This window comes from Geodermatophilus normandii (genome assembly GCF_003182485.1).
Taxonomy (GTDB): domain Bacteria; phylum Actinomycetota; class Actinomycetes; order Mycobacteriales; family Geodermatophilaceae; genus Geodermatophilus; species Geodermatophilus normandii.
Map to the genome: position 1 here is coordinate 602,027 of NZ_QGTX01000001.1, position 21,652 is coordinate 623,678.

A 21,652-nucleotide genomic window follows, 5' to 3' on the forward strand; every position below is an offset into this window, starting at 1 on the left:
GCAGGGTCCTAGCGGGCGATCTCGCCGTCGGCCGGCTGGACGGCGGTGCTCGGGAAGTCCCGCAGGTCTCCGGTGGGCGTGCGGTCCCAGCTGCGGAACGTCAGGTCCGTCTGCAGGTAGAGCGCGATGAGCTCGGCGGTGCTGCGGATCCCGTCGAGGTGGGTGCGCTCGTTGCCGTGGCTGCCGTCGATGCCGAAGCCGACCAGCGCCGCGCGGGTGTTGGCCCCGGCCTCCAGCGCCGAGGCGGCGTCGGACCGGTAGTACTTGTAGACGTCGCGGCGGTGCGGCACCTCGTGCACGCGGCACAGGTCGATCAGGTGCCGGGTCAGGTGGTAGTCGAAGGGCCCGGTCGAGTCCTGCATCGCGATGTTCACGCAGTGCTCCGACGACGCCTGTCCCGGCGCCACGACCGAGGTGTCGATGGAGACGAGCTCGGCGACGTCGGCGTCGAGGCCGTGGCTGGCGCCGAGGCCGACCTCCTCGGCGATGGTGACCAGCAGGTGCGCCGTCACCGGCACCTGGACGCCGGAGTCGACGATCGCCTTGAAGGCGCCCAGGGCCGCGGCGACGCCGGCCTTGTCGTCGAGGTGCCGGGAGTTGACGAAGCCGCTGGCGGTGACGACCGGCTGGGCGTCGATCGCGACGAAGTCGCCCACCTGGATGCCGCGGCGCTCGAGGTCGGCGCGGCTGTGCGTGACCTCGTCCACGCGCACCTCGACGTGGTCCCAGCCGACGCCCTGCTCGTCGACCTCGTCGCCGAAGCGGTGCCCGCTGGCCTTGTTCGGCAGGATCGTGCCGGTGTGCCAGTAGTCGCCGGAGACGTCGTCGCTGAAGATCGTCACCCGGGCGCCCTCGGCGAAGCGGGCGCTGTGCGTCCCCACCGGCACGATCGCCAGCCGCCCGTTGTCCTTCAGCTGGCTGACCATGCAGCCGATCGTGTCGGCGTGCACGACCACCGTCCGGTCGGCGCCCGGGGAGCGGCTGGGCAGCTCCGCGATGAGCGCACCGCGGCGGGTGACCTCGAAGTCCAGGCCCATGTCGCGCAGCTCGCCGCCGATGACCTGCATGACGTGGTCGGTGCGCCCCGACGGGCTCGGGATGTTCAGCAGCTCCAGCATCACGCGCTGCACGTAGTCCATGTCGATCGGCAGCCGCTTCTGGCCGGCGTCGACCGGGGAGGGCAGGAAGCGGGCGTTGAGCTCGCCCTCGTCGCGCGGGTCGTCGCGGACGAGGCCGGTGTCGTCCCGGGGGCCGGTCAGCATGGGCGCCGAGTCTAGGTGCGCCCGGCGCCCCGCACGGGGACCGGGGAGTGCCGTCCGGCGCCGCCACGCCGGGCCACGTCCGGCGCGCACCCCTCCCGCGCGGATAGCCTCGCGCGTGGCCCCTCTAGCCGGGGGCGTCCGCCCGTCCCGTCGTCCGAGGAGGTCTGCGTGCGCACGCTGCGTCTCGTGGGCCTGTCCGAGGACGGCAGGAGCCTGGTCCTCACGGTCGACGGCGGGGACGGCACCGACGACGGCGAGCGCTTCGAGCTGCCCGTCGACGACCGGCTGCGCGCCGCCGCCCGTGGCGACGCCCGCCGGCTCGGCCAGATGGACGTCGACAGCGGCCTGTCCCCCCGGGTCATCCAGCAGCGCATCCGCTCCGGCGAGACGCCCGAGCAGGTCGCGGCGAGCTCCGGGACGCGCGTCGAGCGGATCATGCGCTTCGCGCACCCGGTGCTGCAGGAGCGCGAGCGGATCGCCGACCAGGCCCGCGAGGCCCGCGTGCGGCTGTCGGAGGGCACGCCGAGCGTCCCGCTGCAGCAGTTCATGGCCGAGCGGCTGCGCCTGCTCGGTGCCGACCTCGACGCCGTCCGCTGGGACGCCGCCCGCTCCGACGACGGCACCTGGGTGGTGACGGCGGCCTGGCGGGCCGGCGCCAAGGAGGGCACCACGCAGTGGGCCTACGACCTCGCCGGGCGCGCGGTGAGCCCGCTCGACGCCGCCACCCGCGACTTCGCCGAGGGCACCCGGCTGGTCCGCGTCGTCCCCGGGGTCCCCGCCGAGCGGCCGGTGCTGCCCGTGCACCGCAGCGCCGCCGTGCCGGAGCGCCCGGTCGCGGAGCGCCCCGCCGCGGAGCGGCCGGCGCCCGCCGCTCCTCCTGCCGCGGACCCCACGCGCCCGGCTCCCACCGAGCGGCGTACCGACCCTCCCGCCCCGCCCGCCGACGACGAGGACGTCTCCGAGCACGACACCGTCGTCCTGCGGACCGGCGAGACCGACGGCGAGGACGAGGACCCGCGCGCCCGCGTCCCGGCGTGGGAGGACATCGTCTTCGGGGTCCGCCGCAACCACTGACCGGGTGTGACCGGTCGGACGTGTCCAACCGATCGGCCCGGGTACCCCTCCCGCACCGGAAGCGCGGAGGTGGGAGCGAGTCATGTCGATGTCGGTGTCCATGCCCCTCGGGGGCGTCCAGGTCGGTTCCTACGACAGCTACCAGCAGGCGCAGGCGGCGGTGGACCACCTCTCCGACGAGAAGTTCGCCGTCGAGAACGTGACGATCATCGGCTCGGACCTCAGGATGGTCGAGCGGGTCACCGGCCGGCTGAACTGGGGCCGCGCGATCGGCGCGGGTGCCGCCGGCGGCGCCTGGTGGGGCCTGTTCGTCGGCCTGCTGCTCGGGATCTTCGCGCCCGACGGCACGAGCTGGTTCAGCTCGGTCCTGACCGGCCTGCTGATCGGTCTCGTGTTCGGCGCGCTGTTCGGCGCGATGGGGTACGCCGCCACCCGCGGTCAGCGCGACTTCACCAGCGTCTCGCAGGTCACGGCGAGCCGGTACGACGTCATGTGCGACCCCTCGCGCGCCGAGGAGGCCCGCGCCATCCTCGCCCGCTGGTCGCTGCGCCAGTAGTCAGCGCAGGGTCGCGAACGCGACGGCCGCCGCCGCGGCGACGCCGAGGGAGTCGACGCCGGCGCGCATGGGGATCCGGGCGCGCACCCGGGCCGCCGCCTGTGCCTCGGGGGTGAGCCCGGGCCCTCGGCGCCGAGCAGCACCGCGGTGCGCGGGTGCGTGCGCGGATCGACCTCGGTGAGGTCGACGGCGTCCGGTGCGGGGGTGAGCGCGACGGTGAGGTAGCCGGCCTCGGACAGCCGGGACAGCCCACCGGGCCAGTCCGGGAGGACGGCGAACGGCAGGGCGAGCACGTGGCCCATCGAGACCCGCACCGCGCGCCGGTACAGCGGGTCGGCGCAGCGCGGGTCCAGCAGCAGCCCGTCGATGCCGAGAGCCACCGCCGAGCGGGCGATCGAGCCGAGGTTCTCCGCGTCGTTGAGCGCCTCGAGCACCGCCAGCCGCCGTGGCGCCGCCGGGTCGGGCCCGGCGAGCAGCTCCCCGACGTCGGCCGGGGGGCGGCGGTCGGCCGAGGCCAGCACGCCGCGGGTCAGCCGGAAGCCGATGAGCTCCGACAGCGCCCACTTGTCCATCTCGTAGGCCGGCACGTCGCCGGGCAGGTCGAGGTCGGCCAGCCGGCCGGGCACGCCCAGCACGGCGCGCACCCGGTAGGGCGAGGCCAGCAGCCGCTGCACCGCCGGCACGCCCTCGACGATCACCGGGCCGGTGCCCCGCTCCCGTCCCGCGGGTCGGTCGCCGGCGTGCAGGTCGCGGAAGTCGGCGACCCGCGGGTCGGCGACGTCGGAGATCGGCTCGGGCACGCCCGCGATCCTCCCCGAGCGCCGCGACCGCCCTGCCCGCAGGATCCAGGAGTGGCCACCTCGACCGTCGTCGTCGGAGCCGGGATCGCGGGGACGGCCTGTGCCCGGGCGCTCGCGCACGCCGGCGTGCCGGTGCGCGTCCTCGACCGCGGGCGCCGCCCCGGGGGCCGCATGGCCTCCCGCACGCTGGGCGGCCGGGTCACCGACCTCGGCGCCTCCTACCTGACCGCGCGGGACGGCACCCCGTTCGCCGCCGTCGTCGACGACTGGGTGTCCCGCGGGCTGGCCCGGCCGTGGACCGACACCTTCGCCGTCGCGGGGCCCGACGGGCTGCGGGACACCACGAGCGGTCCCGTCCGCTACGCCGCGCCGGGCGGGCTGCGCTCGCTGGTCGCCGACCTCTGCACCGGCCTCGACGTCGTCCAGGAGTCCGTGGTGCAGCGGGTGGAGCCCGGCCCACGGGTGGACGGCGCGGACGTGGCCGCCGCGGTCCTGGCGCTGCCCGACCCGCAGGCCCGCCGTCTGCTGCCCGCCGACCTCGCCGCCCGGCTGCTCGGCGAGGAGGCCGAGCACCCCTGGCAGCCCACCCTGGCCGTCGCGCTGGGCTGGGACGAGCGCCGGTGGCCGGCCGACCTGCACGGCGCGTTCGTGCACGACGACGTCGTCGTCGAGTGGATCGCCGACGACGGCGACCGGCGCGGCGACGGCGCCCCGGTGCTCGTCGCCCACACGACGCCGGGCACCGCCGCCGCCCACCTCGACGACCCCGACCGCGCCGCGCCGGAGGTCACCACCGCCGTCCGCCGGGCGCTCGGGATCGACACACCGCCGGCGTGGACGCACGTGCACCGCTGGACCTCCGCCAAGCCCTCCGCCCCGCGCGAGGCCCCCTTCGGCCTGACCGACGGCGTCGGCGCGTGCGGTGACGGGTGGCGGGCGCCGTCGAAGGTGGAGAGCGCCTGGAGCAGCGGGCACCTGCTCGGCATACAGCTCGGTGGCCGCTGACCGGCACGACGGAGGGCGTTGACGCGGTCCCGGCAACTCACCTACCGTTGAGTTCACCAGGCGTTGAGTTCTCGTCCCCGGGAGGCTCCCATGGCCGACGCCGTCACCGTCACCGATCTCGTCGTCGAACGCGGGCGTCGCCGGGTCCTCCACGAGCTGTCGTGCGCCGTGCCGGCCGGGCGGGTCACCGGCCTGCTCGGCCCGAGCGGCAGCGGCAAGACCACCCTGATGCGGGCCCTGGTCGGGGTGCAGCGGGTCCGCTCCGGCGAGGTCACCGTCCTCGGGCAGCCGGCGGGCTCCCCCGGCCTGCGCTCCCGGGTCGGCTACGTCACGCAGGCGCCGAGCGTCTACCCCGACCTCAGCGTCCGCGAGAACGTCCGCCACTTCGCCGCCCTGTACGGGCGCGGCGCCGGGGCGGCCGACGACGCGCTCGCCGCCGTCGGGATGACCGACGCGGCCGGGCAGCTGGTCGCCGACCTCTCCGGCGGGCAGCGCGGCCGCGCGTCGCTGGCCTGCGCACTCGTGGGCGAGCCGGAGCTGCTGGTCCTCGACGAGCCGACCGTCGGCCTGGACCCGCTGCTGCGCGTGGACCTCTGGGACCGCTTCCACGCGCTGGCCGCCGCCGGGACGACGCTGGTGGTCTCCAGCCACGTCATGGACGAGGCCGGCCGGTGCGACCGGCTGCTGCTCCTGCGCGAGGGCCGGCTGCTCGCCGACTCGACCCCGGCGCGGCTGCGCGCCGAGTCGGGCACCGACGACCTCGAGGAGGCCTTCCTCCGCCTGGTGCGGACCCGGCAGGAGGTGGCGGCGTGAGCACCGCGACCGCCGTGCTGAGCCCCCGGCTGACCGCCGCCACCACGGGGCGGGTGCTGCGGCAGCTGCGGCACGACCACCGCACCATCGCGATGATGGTGCTGCTGCCCAGCCTGCTGCTCGGGCTGCTGTACCTGCTGTGGCGCGACGTCCCGACCCTGCCCGGCCGGCCGTCGGTGTTCGACCGGGTCGGGCTGACGATGCTCGGCGTCTTCCCCTTCGTCGTGATGTTCCTGGTCACGAGCATCGCGATGCTGCGCGAGCGCACGTCCGGCACGCTGGAGCGGCTGCTCACCACCCCGCTGTCGCGGCTGGACCTCCTGCTGGGCTACGGCGTGGCCTTCGGGGCGGCCGCCGCGGTGCAGGCGGTCGTCACGGTGACCGTCGCGACCACGCTCTACGACCTCGAGGTGGCCGGGTCGCTGTGGCTCGTCGTCCTCATCGCCGTCGTCGACGCCGTCCTCGGGGTGGCGCTCGGGCTGCTGGCCAGCGCCTTCGCCCGCAGCGAGTTCCAGGCGGTGCAGTTCATGCCGGTGGTCGTGCTGCCCCAGTTCTTCCTGTGCGGGCTGCTGGTCCCCCGGGAGCAGATGGCCGGCTGGCTGCAGGCGGTCAGCGACGTACTCCCGCTCACCTACGCCGTGGAGGCCCTCCAGGAGGTCGGGCGGTCGGCCGCGGAGACCGGGACGATGTGGCGGGACGTCGGTGTCGTGGCCGGCGCGGCGGTGCTCGCCCTCGCCCTGGCGGCGGCGACCCTGCGGAGGAGGACCAGCTGAGCGAGGCCCACCGACGGCCCTCCGGTCGTCGCCCCTCCGGTCGTCGCCCCGGCAACCCGGACACCCGGGAGGCGGTGCTGGCCGCGGCCCGCACCGCCTTCGCCGAGCGCGGCTACGACGGCGCGTCGATCCGCGCCATCGCGACCGCCGCCGGCGTGGACCCCGCGCTGGTGCACCACTACTTCGGGACCAAGGACGCCCTGTTCCTGGCCGCGGTGCAGGTGCCGGCCGATCCCGACGACTTCCTGCCCGAGGTGCTGGCCGCGCCGCCGGACGAGCTCGGCGCCGCCGTCGTCCGCACCGTCCTGCGGGTCTGGAACGGGCCCGCCCGGCCGGGCATCCTGGCCCTGGTCCGCTCGGCGGTGAACCACGAGTGGTCCGCCCGGCTGCTCCGCGAGTTCGTCCTGGCGCGCGTCATCCGGCGGGTGGTCGGCACGCTGGAGCTGCCGGCCGCCGAGCGGGAGGCCCGCGGCGCGCTGGTCGCCTCGCAGGTGGTGGGGCTGGTCATGACCCGCTACGTGCTGCGCCTGGAGCCGCTGGCCTCGGCCCGCCCGGACGACGTCGTCGCCGCGGTCGCACCCACCGTGCAGCGCTACCTCACCGGCGAGGTCGCCCTCCCCGGGCGCCGGGACTAGCGCGCCACCCGGGCGAGCTGCCGGGCCTGCGCGACCAGCCGTCCGGTGGAGTCCCAGATCCGGCACTCCTCGTCCGACCAGCCCCCGGCCACCTCCGTCGAGCGGGACTCGACGACGCACCAGCCCGGCGCCGGCAGCCCGCGGACGAGGACCTGCAGCTGCACGGTGGGCGCCCAACCCGGCTTGCCGACCGCGAACGCGGTGGGCGGCAGCGCGTCGGCGAACAGCAGCAGCGCCAGCGGGTCGGGATCGCGGCCGTCGGCCAGCCGGATCCAGGCCCGCAGCAGCCGCACGTCCGAGGGCCGGCCGGCCGTCCAGCCCGCCGTCGCCGGGTCCAGCCGGGTGTCGAGCTGCCGCGCCAGTCCGACGGCCGGGCCGCCCTCGCTGGTGCGGGTGGCCACGCACTCGTCGGGGCCGGGCAGCCGCGGCACCGGGTTGACCGTGTAGTCGGCCCGGTCGGTCCCGAGGGTCGCCGTCGTCACCTGGACGGCGAGCGAGGGGCCGGCCGCGCCGCTGAGCAGGACGGTCGAGTGCGCCAGGGTGCGTCCGGCCGGGCCCGCGGTGACGGTGAGGTCGGCCGGCCCGCCCGGGGTGGCGCGCAGGTAGCTCGCCGACAGCGCGACCGGGTGCGGGTGCGGGCTGTCCAGCAGCGCCGCCCGCGCGACGACGCCGAGCAGGTAACCGCCGTTGAGGACGCCGTTGCCGACGTCCCAGCCCGGGTCGAGGTCGGCGCGGACGCCGCCGCCCTCGGTGCGGGTGACGGCGGTGGCCCGGTCGAAGGCCGAGATCTCGGCGTCGGTCTGCGGCACGCCCGACAGGGTGCCAGGCTGCTCAGACGTGGAGTACACGCACCTCGGACGCAGCGGCCTGTCGGTCTCCCGGCTCTGCCTCGGCACCATGAACTTCGGCTGGCGGACCGAGGAGGCCCCCTCGCACGCGATCATGGACCGTGCCCACGCCGACGGCGTCAACTTCTTCGACACGGCCAACGTCTACGGCTTCGAGGCCGGCAAGGGCCGCACCGAGGAGGTGCTGGGCACCTGGTTCGCGCAGGGCGCCGGCCGGCGCGAGCGCACGGTGCTGGCCACCAAGGTGTACGGCGGCATGTCCGACTGGCCCAACGACACCTTCCTGTCCGCCCGCAACATCGTCCGCGCGTGCGAGGCCTCGCTGCGGCGCCTGCAGACGGACTGGATCGACCTCTACCAGTTCCACCACGTCGACCTCGCGACGCCGTGGGACGAGATCTGGCAGGCCTGCGAGACGCTGGTCGCCCAGGGCAAGGTGCTCTACGTCGGGTCGTCCAACCACGCCGCCTGGCAGCTCGCCGCGGCCAACGAGGCCGCCGCCCGCCGGCACTTCCTCGGCCTGGTGAGCGAACAGTCGCACTACAACCTGCTCACCCGGCACGTCGAACTCGAGGTGCTGCCGGCCGCGCGCCACTACGGCATCGGGGTCATCCCGTGGAGCCCGCTGGCGCAGGGCCTGCTGGCCGGCGTCCTCGGCGACCAGGAGGGCGACCGCCGGCACGCCGAGCGCAACCGCGAGCGCATCGAGCAGCACCGCCCGGCCCTGCAGGCCTTCGAGGACGCCTGCCGGGAGTGGGGCCTCACCCCGGCCGACGTCGCGCTGGCCTGGCTGCTGCACCAGGACGGCGTCACCGCCCCGATCGTCGGCCCGCGCACGACGGAGCAGTTCGAGGGCTCGCTGGCCGCGCTGGGCGTGCGGCTGGAGCAGGCCCAGCTCGACCGCCTCGACGAGGTCTTCCCCGGCTTCAGGGCGGCGCCGATGGAGTACGCGTGGTGAAGGACGCGAGCACCTCGTGCCGGCCGGCGGTGCTGCGCACCAGCGTCACCTCGCGCAGCGGCCACTCCGGCCCGCGGTAGCCGGCCAGCCGGGCGGGCAGGTCGCCGTCGGCGGGACGGCGCGGGTGCCAGCGGCCGAGGGTGAGGTGCGGGCGGAACGGCCGGTCCTCCACCGGCAGGCCCAACCCGCGGGCCCCCGCGGCCAGCCGCCCGGCCAGCGCCGTGACGGCGTCGACGTCGCCGTCGAGCCCCGCCCAGAACACCTGCGGCCGCCGCACCGACCCGAACCGGCCGGCCCCGGCCAGCCGGAGCGCGGCCGGGGCGTGCCGGCGACCGCCGCGCCGACGGCGCCGGTCAGCCCGGGCAGCGCCCCCGGCGGCACCGCCCCGAGGAACAGCAGGGTGAGGTGCCAGCGCGCCGGGTCCCCCCAGCGCGGCGCACCCGGCGCCGCGCGCAGCGGCTCGAGGGCCGCCGCCAGGTCGGCGCGCGCCCGCGCCGGCGGGGCCACCGCGACGAACAGCCGCAGCGGCGCCGGCTCGCTCAGCGCACCACCAGGCCGGCGTCGGACAGCGCCGTCTGCAGCCGCAGCCGCTCGACGTCGCGGGCGAACCCGTGCGGCACGGTGCCCAGGGCGTGCGGTACGGCGAGCAGCGCGGCGGCCTCGGTGAGGACGTCGTCGTAGGCGGCCTGCAGCCCCCGCCGGCGCACCTGGGGCGCGCCGGCCGGGACCGCGTCCAGCTGGCGGCCGAGCCGGCGCACGTCGGCGGCGACGGCCTCCACCGGCCGGAGTGCGGCGGGCGTGGGCGGATCCCCCTCGCGGGCTCTGCGGCGGGCGCGGAGGTCGAGCAGGAACTGCCCGGAGAAGAGGCGGAACAGCAGGCCGAGCGCGGCGAAGGCGCCGACGAGCATCGCGGTGATGCCGGCGAGCTGGAGCAGGGCGGAGGTCATCGGCACTCCGTGGACGCGGGTGGCCGCGACGGTACGTGCCGACGGGGGCCGCCGCCAGGGGGGCAGGTCAGCGCCCCGCGGCCTGCTCCCCGCGGACCTCCCCGACGTGCAGCAGCAGCCGCGGCGGGACGACGTGGGCCTCCAGCCGGACCCGCCGCCCGCGGGCCAGCCACAGCCCGGCGAGGGCACCGGCCACGACGACGACCGCCCCGCCGAGGATGAGCCCCCACGGCGCCCCGAGGTGCTCGGAGACCCAGCCGATGACCGGCGCCCCCAGCGGCGTGCCGCCCATGAAGCACATGAAGTACAGCGCCATCACGCGTCCGCGCATCTGGGGGTCGGCGCCGAGCTGCACGAAGCTGTTGTTGGCCACGCTGAAGACCAGCGCCGCCGCGCCGGTGGGCACCAGCAGGACGGCGAAGGGCAGGAAGCCCGTCGTCAGCCCGCACGCCACGGTGAGCAGGCCGAAGACGACCGCCGAGGTGACCAGGAACCGCTGCCGCGGTCGGGCGCTGCGCCGGGTGGACAGGAAGGCGCCGGTCAGCGACCCGACGGCGAACGTCGTCGACAGCAGCCCGAAGGCCTCGGCACCGAGGTCGAAGACCTCGCGGGCCATGAGCGCGATCGTGACCTGGAAGTTGAACCCGAAGGTGCCGATGACGAAGGCGAGCACCATCGCCAGCCGCAGGTCGGGACGCGCCCAGGTGTAGGCCAGGCCCGCCCGCAGCTGGCCGCGGGCGCGCGCCACCGGCTCGCTGCGCCGCAGCTCCTCCGGCCGCATGAGGAGCAGCGCGCCGATCGTGAAGGCGAAGCTCGCCGCGTTGACCAGGAACGCCGGCGCGGTGTCCCCGCCGGAGGCGCCGATGAGCAGCCCGGCCAGCGCCGGGCCGACCAGCCGGGCGCCGTTGAAGATCGTCGAGTTCAGCCCGACGGCGTTGGCCAGCAGGTCGCCGCCGACCATCTCCGAGACGAACGCCTGGCGCACGGGGGCGTCGATCGCCGACACCGAACCCAGGCCCGCCGCCAGCACGAACACGTGCCACAGCGCGACGGTGCCGGTGGCCACGAGCAGCCCGAGACCGACGGCGAGCAGCCCCATGAGCACCTGGGTGACGACGAGCACGCGGCGCTTGTCGTAGCGGTCGGCCAGGACGCCGCCGTACATGCTCAGCAGCAGCGACGGGCCGAACTGCAGGGCGGTGATGAGGCCGAGGGCCACCCCGCTGTCGCCGGAGAGCTGCAGCACCAGCCAGTCCTGGCCGATGCGCTGCATCCAGGTGCCGGTCAGGCTGACCAGGTTCGCCGACGCGTAGAGCCGGAAGTTGTGCACGTGCAGGGAGCGGAACGGGCTGCGCCCACCGGCCGCCGGTCGCCCCGACGTCGGGTCAGCGGCCGTCGACGTCACCCACCGGCGAGCTCCTCCATGATCGCGGCGGCCTCGCGCAGGGTCGCCCGCTGCTCCGGGGTGAGCCGGTGCAGCTGGCTGGACAGCCAGGCCTCGCGGGCCCGGGCCTCCTCGGTGAGCAGCGTCTCGGCGGACGCGGTCAGCTCGATGACCACCTGCCGGCCGTCGGTCGGGTGCGGCGTGCGGGTGACCAGGCCCATGCCCTCGAGCGCGACGACGACGCGCGTCATCGACGGCGGCTGGACCCGCTCGTGCGCCGCCAGCTCGCCGGGGCTCATCGGCCCGTGGCGCTGCAGCGTGGACAGCGCCGCGAGGTGGGTCAGCGTGACCGAGGTGTCCACCCGCTGGTTGCGCAGCCGGCGGGAGAAGCGCATGACCGCCAGCCGGAGGTCGTGGGCGAGCGCTGCGGTGTCCAGCGTCGACCGAGTCACGGGCCGCACCCTACCGGTGGTTAGCCGGGCTCAGAACAGTTGCTGGAGCGGCTCCAGTGCGAAGTACACGACGAACGCCGCGGCGATCACCCACATCAGCGGGTGCACCTCCCGCCGGCGGCCCACCGCCGAGCGCAGCAGGACGTAGCTGACCACGCCGGCGCCGATGCCGTTGGTGATCGAGTAGGTGAACGGCATGAGCGCGATGGTGAGGAACGCGGGGATGACCAGGGACATGTCGTCCCAGGTCAGCGTCCGGATCTGGCTGATCATCAGCGCGCCGACGATCACGAGGGCCGGCGCGGCGGCCTCCGAGGGCACGACCTGCACCAGCGGCGTGAAGAACATCGCCAGCAGGAACAGCACGCCGGTCACGACGCTGGCCAGGCCGGTGCGGGCGCCGTCGGCCACACCGGAGGCGCTCTCGATGTAGGTCGTGTTCGACGAGACGCTCGCCGCACCGCCGGCCGCGGCGGCGATCGAGTCGACCAGCAGCACCGGCTGCGCGCCGGGCAGGTTGCGGTCCTCGTCGAGCAGGTCGCCCTCGGCACCGACGGCGGTGACCGTGCCGACGGTGTCGAAGAAGTCGGCGATCATGATCGAGAAGACGATGAGCAGCGCGGCGACGACGCCGATCCGTTCGAACCCGCCGAACAGCGAGAACTGCCCGACGATCGACAGGTCCGGGGCGCTCACGACGTCGTCGGGGAGGGTGGGCACCTGCAGCGCCCAGCCGCGCGCGTTGGCCTCCGCGCCGTCCGGCCCGATCCGCGGGCCGACGTCCGCGACCGCCTCCACGACGATCGCCAGCACGGTCGAGACGACGATGCCGATGAGCAGCGCGCCCCGCACCCGGCGGACGACGAGGACGGCGGTCAGCAGCAGCCCGACGACGAAGACCAGCAGCGGCCACCCGGCGAGCTGGCCGCCCACGCCGAAGCTGATCAGCGGGTTGCCCGGGCGGATGACCCCCGCGTCGGCCAGGCCGATGATCGTGAGGAAGAAGCCGATGCCGACGGCGATCGCCGTCTTCAGCTGCGGCGGGATGGCCTCGAAGACGGCCTTCCGGAAGCCGGTGAGCACCAGGACGGTGATCAGCAGGCCCTCGAGGACGACCAGGCCCATGATCTCCGGCCAGGCCAGCTGCGTGGCGGCGAAGACGGCCACGATGGCGTTGATGCCCAGGCCGGTGGCCAGCGCGAAGGGGTAGCGGCCGACGACGCCCATGAGCACGGTCAGCGCGCCGGCGACCAGCGCGGTCACCGCGGCGACGGCACCGAAGGGCAGCGAGGCGCCGGTGACGTCGGTGCCCGACAGGATGATCGGGTTGAGCACCACGATGTAGGCCATCGTGAAGAAGGTCGTCAGCCCGCCCCGGACCTCGCGACCCACGGTGCTGCGCCGGGCGCTGATGCCGAAGTAGCGGTCCAGGCCGTTGCGGGGTCGCACCCGCGGGCCGGGGCTGCGCCGCGGCCGGGACGCACCCGCCGCGACGTCGGCCGGCGTGTCCCCGGTGGGAGCGGCCACGCTCGCGCCGCGGGCGGGACGGGACTTCTCGGGCATGCGGGCTCCTGCGGACAGCTGATGCCGGGGACGAGCGGCGACAGAGTGCCACACCGCTCCTGAGCCCCCGCGCGGTCCGGGCGGTGCGGCGCCTAGTGTCGGCCGCGTGTCCCGGCCTCCTGCCCCCGGCTCCCTGAAGCCGGCTCCTCCCCCGCTGCGGGTCGACACCGCCCGGGTCGTCCTGGCCGGGGCGGCGCTGTGGGCCCTCGCGCTGGTCGTCCTGCTGTTCCTCGGCGACCGGGTGGACCGGGCCTGGACCTGGACCTGCGTGGTCGGCATCGTGCTCGCCGCGGTCGGGCTGGCGGTCATGCGCTGGCAGGGCCAGCTCGGCCGCCGCCGCTAGACGAGGGACCCTCCGCCCCACCGCTCGCACGCTGGCGGCGGGCTCCTGCGGAGAGGCCGTCGGGGGCCGTCTCCTACAGGACGTCGAAGTCCGCGGTGTCGTAGCGGGCGGACGTCACGACCTCGGCCGGCTCCCCGACGGCGAGGGTGGCCTGGCTGTGCGCGCCGCAGCCGTAGTCGACCGCGACCACCCGGCCGTCGGCCGGTGCGTACTCGTTGCCGCACGCGCCGAGCAGCCCGCGCAGCGAGCCGGCCAGCGGGAGGAAGAAGCCGCACGTCCCGCACGGGCCCGGCGCCGAGCGGGCCATCGGCGAGCGCGGGCCGAAGTCACCGGCCAGCCAGCGGGCGGCCGCGGCGCTGCGCCCCTCGCGGGACATCACCCGCTCGCGGCCCAGGCCGAGCTCGGTCGCCAGCGCCTGCGCCTCGGGATCGGCCGCGGCGTCGTCCTCGGCGGTGTAGGAGGGCACGAGCCGCGGGTCGTCCTCGGTGGCCGGCAGGACGTCGCCGACCGACAGGTCGCCGGGGCGCAGCCGCTCGTGCCACGGCACCCACGCCGGCGCGAGCAGCGCGGCGTCACCGGGCAGGAGCACGACCTCGTCGACGGTCACCTCGTCCCCGCCCGGGACGTGCGCGAGGGTGACCGCCCAGTGCCAGCCCACGTAGCCCGGCAGCCGGCTGGCGAAGGAGTGGGTGACCACCTCGCCGAGGACCGCGGGACCGCCCCCGGCGTCCCCGAGCGGCTCGGGCCCGGCACCGAGGTGCTCGCCGACGACCGCGGGGTCGCCGGCGGTCTCCTCGGCCGCGGCACGGGCGAGGTCGACCGCGCCGGTCAGCACGTCGCTCGGGACGGAGTCGGGAGTCACGGCGTCATCGTCCCAGACGGGCGGGGCGGGCAGGCACAGCCGGGCGACCCGCGTGATCACGACTCCCCCGGACTGCCAGGCGGGTACGGCACCATGGTGGCGTGCCGTCGTCGCGTCCGCCCGGGTCCCGCCGGGGCCCGCTGCGCCGGTCGCGGCAGGAGCCGGACTCTCCCGACCGGCTGGACACCACGCCTCTGGGGTTCCCCGCGGCGGGGACGCAGCCGCAGGCCGCGGCCCCGCCGCCGTACCCCGCGTACGGCCCCCCGTACGTCCCCGCCCCGCCGGCGTACGGCCCGCCGCCCGGCTACGGCCCCCGCCCGGGCACGGCCCGGCCACCGTCCCGGGTCCGCAGGCGCTCCCGCCGGGCTACGCCCCACCGCCGGTACCGCCCCCTGCCGCCCCGGCCGGGGAGCCGGCGCGGCCACGGGTCACCGTCACCCGGGTCGCCGTCGCCCGGACCAGGGAGCTGACCGGCGCGACGGTCGCCCGGGTGCGCGCCGCGAGCCGCGCCGACGGCGCCGCCGAGAGCGGCCTGACGCACCTGCTGTGGGTGAACGCCCTGCACATGGCCGGCGACGCGATGATCGCCGTCTCGCTGGCCGGCACGCTGTTCTTCGCCGCCGCCTCCGACGCCCAGCGCGGCAACGTGGCGCTGTACCTGCTGGTCACGATGGCGCCGTTCGCGGTGGTGGCGCCGGTCATCGGGCCGCTGCTCGACCGGCTGCAGCGCGGCCGCCGCTGGGCCCTCGGCGCCGCGGCGCTGGGCCGCGCGGTGCTCGCGCTGGTCATGGCCGCGCACTACGACGACTTCGCGCTCTACCCCGCGGCGCTCGGCGTCCTGGTGCTCTCCAAGGCGCACAACGTGCTGCGCGCCGCGGTGGTCCCCCGCGTGCTCCCCGGGGCGATGTCGCTGACCTCGGCGAACGCGCGGCTGTCGGTCTTCGGCCTGGTCACCGCCGGCGTCTTCGGCGGCATCGGCGCCGGGATCGCCGGGCTGCTCGACTTCCCGCCGCTGCTGTGGGCCACCTCGGCGGTCTTCCTCGTCACCGCGGTGCTCGCCGTCCGCCTGCCCCGCCACGTCGACGTCCCCACCGGCGAGCAGCCCGCCGACGTGCTGAGCACCGGCCCGGTGCCCGCTGCCGGCCGGCGCCGGCGGCCGGTCAACCCGCACGTGGTGCTCGCCCTGCGCGCCAACGCGGCGCTGCGCGGCCTCGGCGGCTTCCTGACGATCTTCTCCGCGTTCCTCGTGCAGGCCACCGTCGCGGGCGGCTGGGAGGCCACGCTCGCGCTGGGCGCGATCGCCGGCGCGGCCGGGGCCGGCAGCGTGCTGGGCACCGGCATCGGCTCCCGGCTGCACGCCGCCGACCCCGACCGGGTGGTCGTCTGGGCGGCCGGTGCCGCCGCCGCGGTCACCGTCCTCGCCGCCGTGTTCTTCGGCCTGGCCACCGCGGCCGTCGTCGCCGGGGTCGCCGCCGTCGCCAACGCGCTGGGCAAGGTGGCCCTCGACGCGATCATCCAGCGCGAGGTGCCCGAGAGCCTGCGCGCCTCGGCGTTCGCGCGGTCGGAGACCGTGCTGCAGCTGGCCTGGGTCTTCGGCGGCGCCGTCGGCATCGCGCTGCCGCCGATCGGCTGGCTCGGCTTCACCGTGGCTGCCGCGCTCCTGGTGCTCGCCGTCGGGCTGCTCCTCTGGACGCCGCGCCGCCGCCGGTGGGTGCCGGTGGACCCGGCCGCACCCACCGTGCCGGGCGCCTTCGCCGCACCCGACGCCCCGACCGTGCCGGAGGCACCCCGCCCGTGAGCTCCCCGTCCCGCGCCGCCGCTGCCCTGTTGGCCGGCGCGCTCACCGCCGTCCTCGCCGGGTGCGGCGGCGACTCGTCGTCGGCGACCGACGCACCGCCGGACGTGACGGTGGCCGCCGGACCGCAGGAGGTCGCCGCGCAGCCGACCCAGTACTGCGGGTCGGGTGAGGGCCGGCGGTACGACGTGACGCCGCCGGTGGTCGAGGTCTCCCCCGACACCCCGATCGCGCTGACCGTGCCCGACGAGGTCGCCGCCCACGGCTGGAGCGTGCAGGTCTTCGACGAGCGCCTCGAGGAGAAGCTCGGGGAGGTCGACGTCGAGGCGGGGACGACGACGTTCGACGGCATCAACAGCTCCGACGTCGTCCCGCCGGCGTACTACCTCGTCGTCGTCGAGGACGCCCACGACGAGTGCCTGCTCACCGGCTCGTGGCCGATCGGCTTCCTCCGCGCCGGCGGCGCCATCGGGACCGGGGAGTCCCCGAGCGGCTAGGCCTCGAGGTCGCCGGCGACCGCGCGGAGCACCGCCGCGACCTTGCGCGACTCGGCGCGGTCCGGGTGCCGGCCGCGGCGCAGGCTGTTCGACACGTCGTCGAGCAGCTTGATGAGGTCCTCGATGATCGGGACCAGCTCGTCGGGCTTCTTGCGGTTGGCCGCGGCCACCTTCGCCGCCACCGACGGCAGCGGGTCCAGGACGCGCACCTGCAGCGCCTGGTCGCCGCGGCGGCCGGCGACGATGCCGAACTCCACCCGCTGGCCGGGCTTGAGCTCGGCGGTACCGGAGGGCAGGGCGTCCTTGTGCACGAAGACGTCGGGCCCGTCCTCGCGAGAGAGGAAGCCGAACCCCTTCTCGGGGTTGAACCACTTGACTCTGCCGGTGGGCACGGTGAGATCCCTCGGTCGCTGCTGGGTGTCCCGGCACGGGGCCGGCGGACGGCGGCACGGGCGCACCGCTCGCTGCCAGGTTAGCCGTCCGGCGCACCCGGATTGAGCCGGTGCCGCCCGCGTCCGGGCCGTTCAGCCGCCGACGACCTCGCGCTCGACCACCCCGAGCCGCCCCAGCAGCTCCAGGAAGACGACGGCGAAGTCGTTGTCCTGGACCTCGCGTTTCACCGTGGCCCAGTCGACCTGCTCGCGCAGCGCCCGGGCCACCGGCAGCAGCCGCGAGAAGTCGCAGTAGTGCTCGTCGAGCGCCATGAGCTTCGTGACCAGGATGTCGGTGGCCGCCAGCACCGGCATGTGCACCGAGAGGACGGGCATCTGCTCGGCCCGCTCGATGAGGTCGCTCTCCACGGGGTGGCCGCAGGTGCGCCAGAGGACGTCGACGAACGAGTTGCCCTGGACGACCTTGGTCAGCCAGTCCTCGGCCGGGTCCTCGACCTGCAGGCCGGCGTCGGTGAGGACCTTGACGGCCCGCTCCGCCTCGCCGTCGGGCACGAGGAAGTCCGCGTCGTGGTCGGGCTCGGGGGCGCCACGCACCCACGCCGCGTAACCGCCGCAGAGGGCGAAGGGCACCCCGCCCTCCTTGAGGGCGACGGCGGTGCGCTTGAGGAGGTCACGGATCTCGTCGCGGTCGGAGGGCTGCACGGGGTGCGTCTACCCGGCGCCCGGCCGGTCACGCACGGGTGAACGCCCCTCTGCCGGGGCACGGGGGCACCGTGCGCATCGCGACCTTCAACATCCTGCACGGGCGCTCACCGGAGGACGACCGGGTCGACGTCGACCGGCTCGCCGCCGCGGTGAAGACGCTGGACGCCGACGTCCTGGGACTGCAGGAGGTCGACCGGGACCAGCCCCGCTCGATGAACGCCGACCTCACCGCGGTGGCCGCCGAGGCGATGGGCGCGGTCGACTCCCAGTTCGTGGCCGCGCTCGCCGGCACCCCCGGCGGCACGTGGATGGCGGCCACCGGCGAGGAGCAGCCCGGCTCGGCCAGCTACGGCATCGGGCTGCTCTCGCGCTACCCGGTGGTGTCCTGGCGGGTGGTGCGGCTGCCGGCGCTGCGCGGGCGGGTACCGGTGTGGTTCCGCGGCGCGCGGGCGCCGCAGCTGGTCGGCGACGAGCCGCGGGTCGCCGTCGCCGCGGTCCTCGACGGGCCGTCCGGGCAGTTCACCGTGACCTGCACGCACCTGTCGTTCATCCCGGGCTGGAACTCCCTCCAGCTGCGCCGGCTGGTGCGGTCGCTGGCCGGCACGCGGGAGCCGCTCGTGGTGCTCGGCGACCTCAACATGGAGCCGCGCCAGGCCGCCCGGGTCAGCGGGCTGCGGCCGCTGGCCGGGGGTCTCACCTTCACCGCCGACGCGCCCACCCGGCAGCTGGACCACGTCCTGGGCCGCGGCCCGGTGGCCGCCACGGGGCCGGGCGAGGTCGTGCGGCTCCCCCTGTCCGACCACCGGGCCCTGGTCGCCTCGTGCGAGGTCGGGTGACGCGGATGGCGTCGTGACAGTGCCGGGTGTCACGATTCCCCCATGGCCACCCGCGTCGGCACCCGCGCGTTCACCCTGGTCGCCTCGGCGGTCCGCCTGGTCGCCTCGCTCGTGGCGGTGGTGATCGTGCTGCACGCGGTGTTCACCTTCTTCGAGGCGAACCCGGCCAACGCGCTCGTGTCGGCCGCCGCGGACGTGCGGCACGGCCTGGGCTGGTTCACCGTCGACCTGTTCCGGCCTTCCGACCCGCGCATCGGCGAGACGATCAACGCCGCGATCGCCGCGCTCGTCTGGGTCGTCGTCGGCAACCTGGTCTCGAAGCTGGTCGCGCGGCTGGCGCCCTAGGCGTTGCGGACCGCCGCGGCCGCCTGCAGGCCCAGCTCCTGCACCGACACCTCGCGCATCTCGACCTTGCGCACCTTGCCGGTCACGGTCATCGGGAACGCCTCCACGACCTTGACGTAGCGCGGGACCTTGTAGTGCGCGAGCCTGCCGGCGCAGAACTCGCGCAGCGCCTCCGGGGTGAGCGGCTCGGCGCCCTCCCGCAGCCGCACCCAGGCCATGAGCTCCTCGCCGTACCGCTCGTCGGGGACGCCGATCACCTGCGCGTCGAGGACGTCGGGGTGGGTGTAGAGGAACTCCTCCACCTCGCGCGGGTACACGTTCTCCCCGCCGCGGATGACCATGTCCTTGATGCGGCCGACGATGTTGAGGTAGCCGGCCTCGTCCATGACGGCGAGGTCGCCGGTGTGCATCCAGCGGGCGGCGTCGATGACCTCGGCGGTCTTCTCCGGCTCGTCCCAGTACCCGAGCATCACCGAGTAGCCGCGGGTGCAGAACTCCCCCGGGGTGCCGCGCGGCACGGTGATGCCGGTCTCGGGGTGGACCACCTTGACCTCGAGGTGCGGGTGCACCCGCCCGACGGTGGCGGTGCGGCGGTCGAGGTCGTCGTCGGCGCCGGTCTGGGTCGAGACCGGCGAGGTCTCGGTCATGCCGTAGCAGATGGTCACCTCGGTCATGCCCATCTCGGCGACCACCCGCTTCATCACCTCCACCGGGCACGGCGAGCCGGCCATGATGCCGGTGCGCAGGCTGGAGAGGTCGTAGGAGCCGAAGTCGGGCAGCGCGAGCTCGGCGATGAACATCGTCGGGACGCCGTAGAGCGACGTGCAGCGCTCCTCCTGCACCGCCCGCAGCGTGGCCGCCGGGTCGAAGGCGGGCGCCGGGATGACCATCGTGGCGCCGTGCGAGGTGGCCCCGAGGTTGCCCATCCCCATGCCGAAGCAGTGGTAGTAGGGCACCGGGATGCAGATCCGGTCGGCCTCGGTGTAGCCGCAGCCCTCGCCCACGAAGAACCCGTTGTTGAGCAGGTTGTGGTGGCTGAGCGTGGCGCCCTTGGGGAAGCCGGTCGTGCCCGACGTGTACTGGATGTTGATCGGGTCGTCGGGCGAGAGCTCGGCGGCGCGGGTGGCGAGCAGGCCGCGGTCGGCGGCGCGGCCGGTGGCCAGCAGCTGCTCCCACTCGGGGTCGCCGAGGAAGAGCACCTCGCGCAGGTCGGGGCAGTCCCCGCGGACCTCGGCCACCATGGCCCGGTAGTCGCTGGTCTTGAACTCCGGGGCGGCCACCAGCACGGAGATGCCGGCCTGGCGCAGCACGTAGGCGAGCTCGTGCGTGCGGTAGGCGGGGTTGATGTTCACCAGGACCGCGCCCAGCTTCGCCGTCCCGTACTGGACGAAGACCCACTCCGCGCAGTTGGGCGCCCAGATGCCGACCCGGTCGCCCTTCTGCACGCCGAGGGCGTCGAGGCCGAGGGCGCAGGCGCCGACGTCGGCGACCAGCTCCGGATAGGTCCAGCGGCGGCCCGAGGCGCACTCCACCAGCGCCTCGTGGTCGCCGACCCGCGCTGCCGTCCGGTCGAGGTCGGCCCCGATCGTGTCCCCCAGCAGGGGGACGGTGGACGTGCCGCTGCTGTAGGACGGCAGCGCGGGGGTGCTCACGGCCGCCGGTTCTCGGGCAGCTGGACGCCGGCCCGGTTGGGCTTGTCCGTGGGGTGGGCGTAGCGGATCCGGTCGACCGGCAGCGGGAAGCTGTGGTCCTCGCCGAACGGGGACAGCCCGCCGGCCATCTCGCTGATCAGCTCGGTCACCGGCGGGCCGGCGTCCTCGGACTGGCCCCAGGTCGGCTCGACCAGGTGAGCGTGCTTCTCCTTGCGCTTGGCCATCTCGCCTCCGTGTACCGGGCGCACCGGGCGGTACGCGCGTCGTCGCCATTCTGGCGGCTGGCTGGTCCTACCCGCACCAGGCCCGCTCTCCCGTGTCTCAGCGAGCCGGACGCCGGGCGGAGCGGGCGCCGTAGAGGGTGGGCAGTCCCTCGGCGGTGAGCACCCACTGCCCGGTGCCCACCGGCGCGAGCCGCACCTCCCCGCCGTCGAGCCCCTGCACCTGGCGGGTGCGCCAGACCGAGGTGCTCACCAGGCGCAGCCGAACCGGCTCGTGCGTGGGGTCCCACTCGTCGTAGCCCTCGGGCTCGAAGGCGACGATCGCCGGCCCCGCGATGCGCAGCAGCCCGCGCTGCCACGGGACGGCGGCCAGCGCCCGCCGCCAGCGCAGCGCCCGGGCCAGCGCGCCGGCACCGGCGAGCGCCGCGACCACGCCGCCGACCACCAGGACGACGACGACCATCCCGGCCAGCGGCACCGGGCGCCCGCGGTCCTCGGCGAGGCTGATGGCGACGGCGCCGAGCAGGACGGCCAGGACGACGGCGATGACGCCGCCGGCCAGCCAGCGCAGCGCACCGGCCCGGTAGCCCTCGAGCGCGGACCGGGTGTGCGGGTCGTCGGCGGCCGGCTGCACGCCGTCCATGCTCGCAGGTGCGGGCCGGTCCCCCGGTGCGCGTGGGCGGCCCCGGGGGCCGCGGACGTAACGTGGTCCGGATGCCTGCCGACCGTCCCGCCACGCTGGCCGCGTGGCTGCGCACCCGCAGCGACGCCCAGCTGGCCGCGCTGCTGGCCGCGCGGCCCGACGTGGCCCGGCCCGCGCCCTCCGACGTCGTCGCGCTGGCCAGCCGGCTGGCGGTGCCGGTCTCGGTCGACCGGGCGCTCGACGACCTCGACGCGGCGACCCTGCAGGTGCTCGACGTCGTCCTGCTCGCCC

General features: G+C 75.7%; 26 protein-coding genes and 1 pseudogene. 12 read left to right on the forward strand and 15 right to left on the reverse strand.

Annotated features, from left to right (window positions below):
* Window positions 1-8 precede the first annotated feature (8 nt).
* On the reverse strand, window positions 9-1,262 hold the full coding sequence (locus JD79_RS03060) for an osmoprotectant NAGGN system M42 family peptidase (RefSeq protein WP_110004351.1): 1,254 nt from the start codon (window positions 1,260-1,262) through the stop codon (window positions 9-11).
* A 168-nt stretch (window positions 1,263-1,430) separates the two neighbouring features.
* Here JD79_RS03060 and sepH point away from each other — a divergent pair, with 168 nt between their 5' ends.
* Together sepH and JD79_RS03070 are read left to right on the forward strand one after the other, a co-directional pair.
* Window positions 1,431-2,336: a septation protein SepH gene (gene sepH / locus JD79_RS03065; RefSeq protein WP_110004352.1), complete on the forward strand. Its 906-nt coding sequence runs from the start codon at window positions 1,431-1,433 to the stop codon at window positions 2,334-2,336.
* An 82-nt stretch (window positions 2,337-2,418) separates the two neighbouring features.
* Window positions 2,419-2,892, forward strand: coding sequence for a YflT domain-containing protein (locus JD79_RS03070; RefSeq protein WP_110004353.1), 474 nt, complete (start codon window positions 2,419-2,421; stop codon window positions 2,890-2,892).
* Here the strand turns inward: JD79_RS03070 and JD79_RS03075 are convergent.
* Window positions 2,775-3,692, reverse strand: a complete 918-nt coding sequence (locus tag JD79_RS03075; protein ID WP_245899591.1) for a TrmH family RNA methyltransferase — start codon at window positions 3,690-3,692, stop codon at window positions 2,775-2,777. The two genes, JD79_RS03070 and JD79_RS03075, sit on opposite strands and share 118 nt — an antisense overlap.
* Window positions 3,693-3,743: 51 nt before the next feature.
* Between JD79_RS03075 and JD79_RS03080 the strand changes: the two genes are divergently transcribed.
* From JD79_RS03080 to JD79_RS03095, 4 genes are all read left to right on the forward strand, one after another.
* The gene (locus tag JD79_RS03080; protein WP_110007363.1) at window positions 3,744-4,697 is read left to right on the forward strand and encodes an NAD(P)/FAD-dependent oxidoreductase; all 954 of its coding nucleotides are present in this window, start codon (window positions 3,744-3,746) and stop codon (window positions 4,695-4,697) included.
* A gap of 90 nt (window positions 4,698-4,787) precedes the next feature.
* Entirely contained in the window at window positions 4,788-5,510 is a 723-nt protein-coding gene (locus tag JD79_RS03085; protein ID WP_110004354.1) for an ABC transporter ATP-binding protein, read from the forward strand.
* Window positions 5,507-6,283 (forward strand): ABC transporter permease, encoded by a 777-nt coding sequence (locus JD79_RS03090; protein WP_245899593.1) that lies wholly within the window; start codon window positions 5,507-5,509, stop codon window positions 6,281-6,283. The genes JD79_RS03085 and JD79_RS03090 overlap by 4 nt, the downstream gene beginning before the upstream one ends.
* A gap of 74 nt (window positions 6,284-6,357) precedes the next feature.
* A complete protein-coding gene (locus JD79_RS03095; RefSeq protein WP_110004355.1) occupies window positions 6,358-6,918 on the forward strand; it encodes a TetR/AcrR family transcriptional regulator in 561 nt (186 codons plus the stop codon).
* Here the strand turns inward: JD79_RS03095 and JD79_RS03100 are convergent.
* Entirely contained in the window at window positions 6,915-7,727 is an 813-nt protein-coding gene (locus JD79_RS03100; RefSeq protein ID WP_110004356.1) for a thioesterase family protein, read from the reverse strand. The genes JD79_RS03095 and JD79_RS03100 overlap by 4 nt on opposite strands.
* A 28-nt stretch (window positions 7,728-7,755) precedes the next feature.
* Here JD79_RS03100 and JD79_RS03105 point away from each other — a divergent pair, with 28 nt between their 5' ends.
* Window positions 7,756-8,724, forward strand: a complete 969-nt coding sequence (locus tag JD79_RS03105; protein WP_110007365.1) for an aldo/keto reductase — start codon at window positions 7,756-7,758, stop codon at window positions 8,722-8,724.
* On the opposite strand, the gene JD79_RS03110 is transcribed toward JD79_RS03105, so the two are convergent.
* From JD79_RS03110 to JD79_RS03130, 6 genes and pseudogenes are all read right to left on the reverse strand, one after another.
* Window positions 8,693-9,154 carry a 2'-5' RNA ligase family protein gene (locus tag JD79_RS03110; protein ID WP_342767672.1) on the reverse strand — a complete coding sequence of 154 codons (462 nt, stop codon included), beginning with the start codon at window positions 9,152-9,154 and terminating at the stop codon, window positions 8,693-8,695. The genes JD79_RS03105 and JD79_RS03110 overlap by 32 nt on opposite strands.
* Window positions 9,118-9,231: pseudogene (locus JD79_RS24440) on the reverse strand (RNA 2',3'-cyclic phosphodiesterase); the annotation flags it as partial. The pseudogene JD79_RS24440 and the gene JD79_RS03110, both read right to left, overlap by 37 nt.
* A gap of 32 nt (window positions 9,232-9,263) precedes the next feature.
* Entirely contained in the window at window positions 9,264-9,671 is a 408-nt protein-coding gene (locus JD79_RS22410; protein WP_170149095.1) for a hypothetical protein, read from the reverse strand.
* A gap of 67 nt (window positions 9,672-9,738) precedes the next feature.
* A complete protein-coding gene (locus JD79_RS03120; RefSeq protein WP_110004358.1) occupies window positions 9,739-11,076 on the reverse strand; it encodes an MFS transporter in 1,338 nt (445 codons plus the stop codon).
* Window positions 11,073-11,507: a MarR family winged helix-turn-helix transcriptional regulator gene (locus JD79_RS03125; protein ID WP_245899595.1), complete on the reverse strand. Its 435-nt coding sequence runs from the start codon at window positions 11,505-11,507 to the stop codon at window positions 11,073-11,075. The genes JD79_RS03120 and JD79_RS03125 overlap by 4 nt, the downstream gene beginning before the upstream one ends.
* Window positions 11,508-11,537: 30 nt before the next feature.
* The gene (locus JD79_RS03130; protein ID WP_110004359.1) at window positions 11,538-13,070 is read right to left on the reverse strand and encodes an NCS2 family permease; all 1,533 of its coding nucleotides are present in this window, start codon (window positions 13,068-13,070) and stop codon (window positions 11,538-11,540) included.
* Window positions 13,071-13,176: 106 nt separating this feature from the next.
* Here JD79_RS03130 and JD79_RS03135 point away from each other — a divergent pair, with 106 nt between their 5' ends.
* A complete protein-coding gene (locus JD79_RS03135) occupies window positions 13,177-13,413 on the forward strand; it encodes a DUF2530 domain-containing protein (RefSeq protein ID WP_245899597.1) in 237 nt (78 codons plus the stop codon).
* A 73-nt stretch (window positions 13,414-13,486) separates the two neighbouring features.
* Here the strand turns inward: JD79_RS03135 and JD79_RS03140 are convergent, their stop codons facing one another.
* Complete coding sequence (locus JD79_RS03140) at window positions 13,487-14,275, reverse strand: DUF3027 domain-containing protein (protein WP_110007368.1); 789 nt, start codon at window positions 14,273-14,275, stop codon at window positions 13,487-13,489.
* Between the two features lie 490 nt (window positions 14,276-14,765).
* On the opposite strand from JD79_RS03140, the gene JD79_RS03145 reads away from it, so the two are divergent.
* Window positions 14,766-16,073 carry an MFS transporter gene (locus JD79_RS03145; RefSeq protein ID WP_245899599.1) on the forward strand — a complete coding sequence of 436 codons (1,308 nt, stop codon included), beginning with the start codon at window positions 14,766-14,768 and terminating at the stop codon, window positions 16,071-16,073.
* Complete coding sequence (locus tag JD79_RS03150; RefSeq protein WP_245899601.1) at window positions 16,070-16,567, forward strand: DUF2771 family protein; 498 nt, start codon at window positions 16,070-16,072, stop codon at window positions 16,565-16,567. The genes JD79_RS03145 and JD79_RS03150 overlap by 4 nt, the downstream gene beginning before the upstream one ends.
* Here the strand turns inward: JD79_RS03150 and JD79_RS24445 are convergent.
* Both JD79_RS24445 and JD79_RS03160 read right to left on the reverse strand, forming a co-directional pair.
* Window positions 16,564-16,959: a cold-shock protein gene (locus JD79_RS24445; RefSeq protein WP_093584334.1), complete on the reverse strand. Its 396-nt coding sequence runs from the start codon at window positions 16,957-16,959 to the stop codon at window positions 16,564-16,566. The two genes, JD79_RS03150 and JD79_RS24445, sit on opposite strands and share 4 nt — an antisense overlap.
* 132 nt (window positions 16,960-17,091) lie before the next feature.
* Complete coding sequence (locus tag JD79_RS03160; RefSeq protein WP_110004360.1) at window positions 17,092-17,661, reverse strand: nucleotidyltransferase family protein; 570 nt, start codon at window positions 17,659-17,661, stop codon at window positions 17,092-17,094.
* Between the two features lie 71 nt (window positions 17,662-17,732).
* Here JD79_RS03160 and JD79_RS03165 point away from each other — a divergent pair, with 71 nt between their 5' ends.
* Window positions 17,733-18,500, forward strand: a complete 768-nt coding sequence (locus JD79_RS03165; RefSeq protein ID WP_110007370.1) for an endonuclease/exonuclease/phosphatase family protein — start codon at window positions 17,733-17,735, stop codon at window positions 18,498-18,500.
* A gap of 42 nt (window positions 18,501-18,542) precedes the next feature.
* Window positions 18,543-18,845 (forward strand): hypothetical protein, encoded by a 303-nt coding sequence (locus JD79_RS03170; RefSeq protein ID WP_110004361.1) that lies wholly within the window; start codon window positions 18,543-18,545, stop codon window positions 18,843-18,845.
* Here the strand turns inward: JD79_RS03170 and JD79_RS03175 are convergent.
* From JD79_RS03175 to JD79_RS03185, 3 genes are all read right to left on the reverse strand, one after another.
* Complete coding sequence (locus JD79_RS03175) at window positions 18,842-20,497, reverse strand: AMP-binding protein (protein ID WP_110004362.1); 1,656 nt, start codon at window positions 20,495-20,497, stop codon at window positions 18,842-18,844. The genes JD79_RS03170 and JD79_RS03175 overlap by 4 nt on opposite strands.
* The gene (locus JD79_RS03180) at window positions 20,494-20,721 is read right to left on the reverse strand and encodes a hypothetical protein (protein ID WP_110004363.1); all 228 of its coding nucleotides are present in this window, start codon (window positions 20,719-20,721) and stop codon (window positions 20,494-20,496) included. Before JD79_RS03180 ends, JD79_RS03175 begins: the two co-directional genes overlap by 4 nt.
* 97 nt (window positions 20,722-20,818) lie before the next feature.
* Entirely contained in the window at window positions 20,819-21,361 is a 543-nt protein-coding gene (locus JD79_RS03185; protein WP_245899603.1) for a hypothetical protein, read from the reverse strand.
* Window positions 21,362-21,652: the final 291 nt, after the last annotated feature.

Coding starts and splice junctions, on each gene's coding strand:
- JD79_RS03060 (WP_110004351.1), bottom strand. CDS start 1,262: ATGCTGACCGGCCCCCGGGACGACACCGGCCTCGTCCGCGACGACCCG.
- JD79_RS03070 (WP_110004353.1), top strand. CDS start 2,419: ATGTCGATGTCGGTGTCCATGCCCCTCGGGGGCGTCCAGGTCGGTTCC.
- JD79_RS03085 (WP_110004354.1), top strand. CDS start 4,788: ATGGCCGACGCCGTCACCGTCACCGATCTCGTCGTCGAACGCGGGCGT.
- JD79_RS22410 (WP_170149095.1), bottom strand. CDS start 9,671: ATGACCTCCGCCCTGCTCCAGCTCGCCGGCATCACCGCGATGCTCGTC.
- JD79_RS03130 (WP_110004359.1), bottom strand. CDS start 13,070: ATGCCCGAGAAGTCCCGTCCCGCCCGCGGCGCGAGCGTGGCCGCTCCC.
- JD79_RS03170 (WP_110004361.1), top strand. CDS start 18,543: ATGGCCACCCGCGTCGGCACCCGCGCGTTCACCCTGGTCGCCTCGGCG.
- JD79_RS03180 (WP_110004363.1), bottom strand. CDS start 20,721: ATGGCCAAGCGCAAGGAGAAGCACGCTCACCTGGTCGAGCCGACCTGG.
- JD79_RS03185 (WP_245899603.1), bottom strand. CDS start 21,361: ATGGACGGCGTGCAGCCGGCCGCCGACGACCCGCACACCCGGTCCGCG.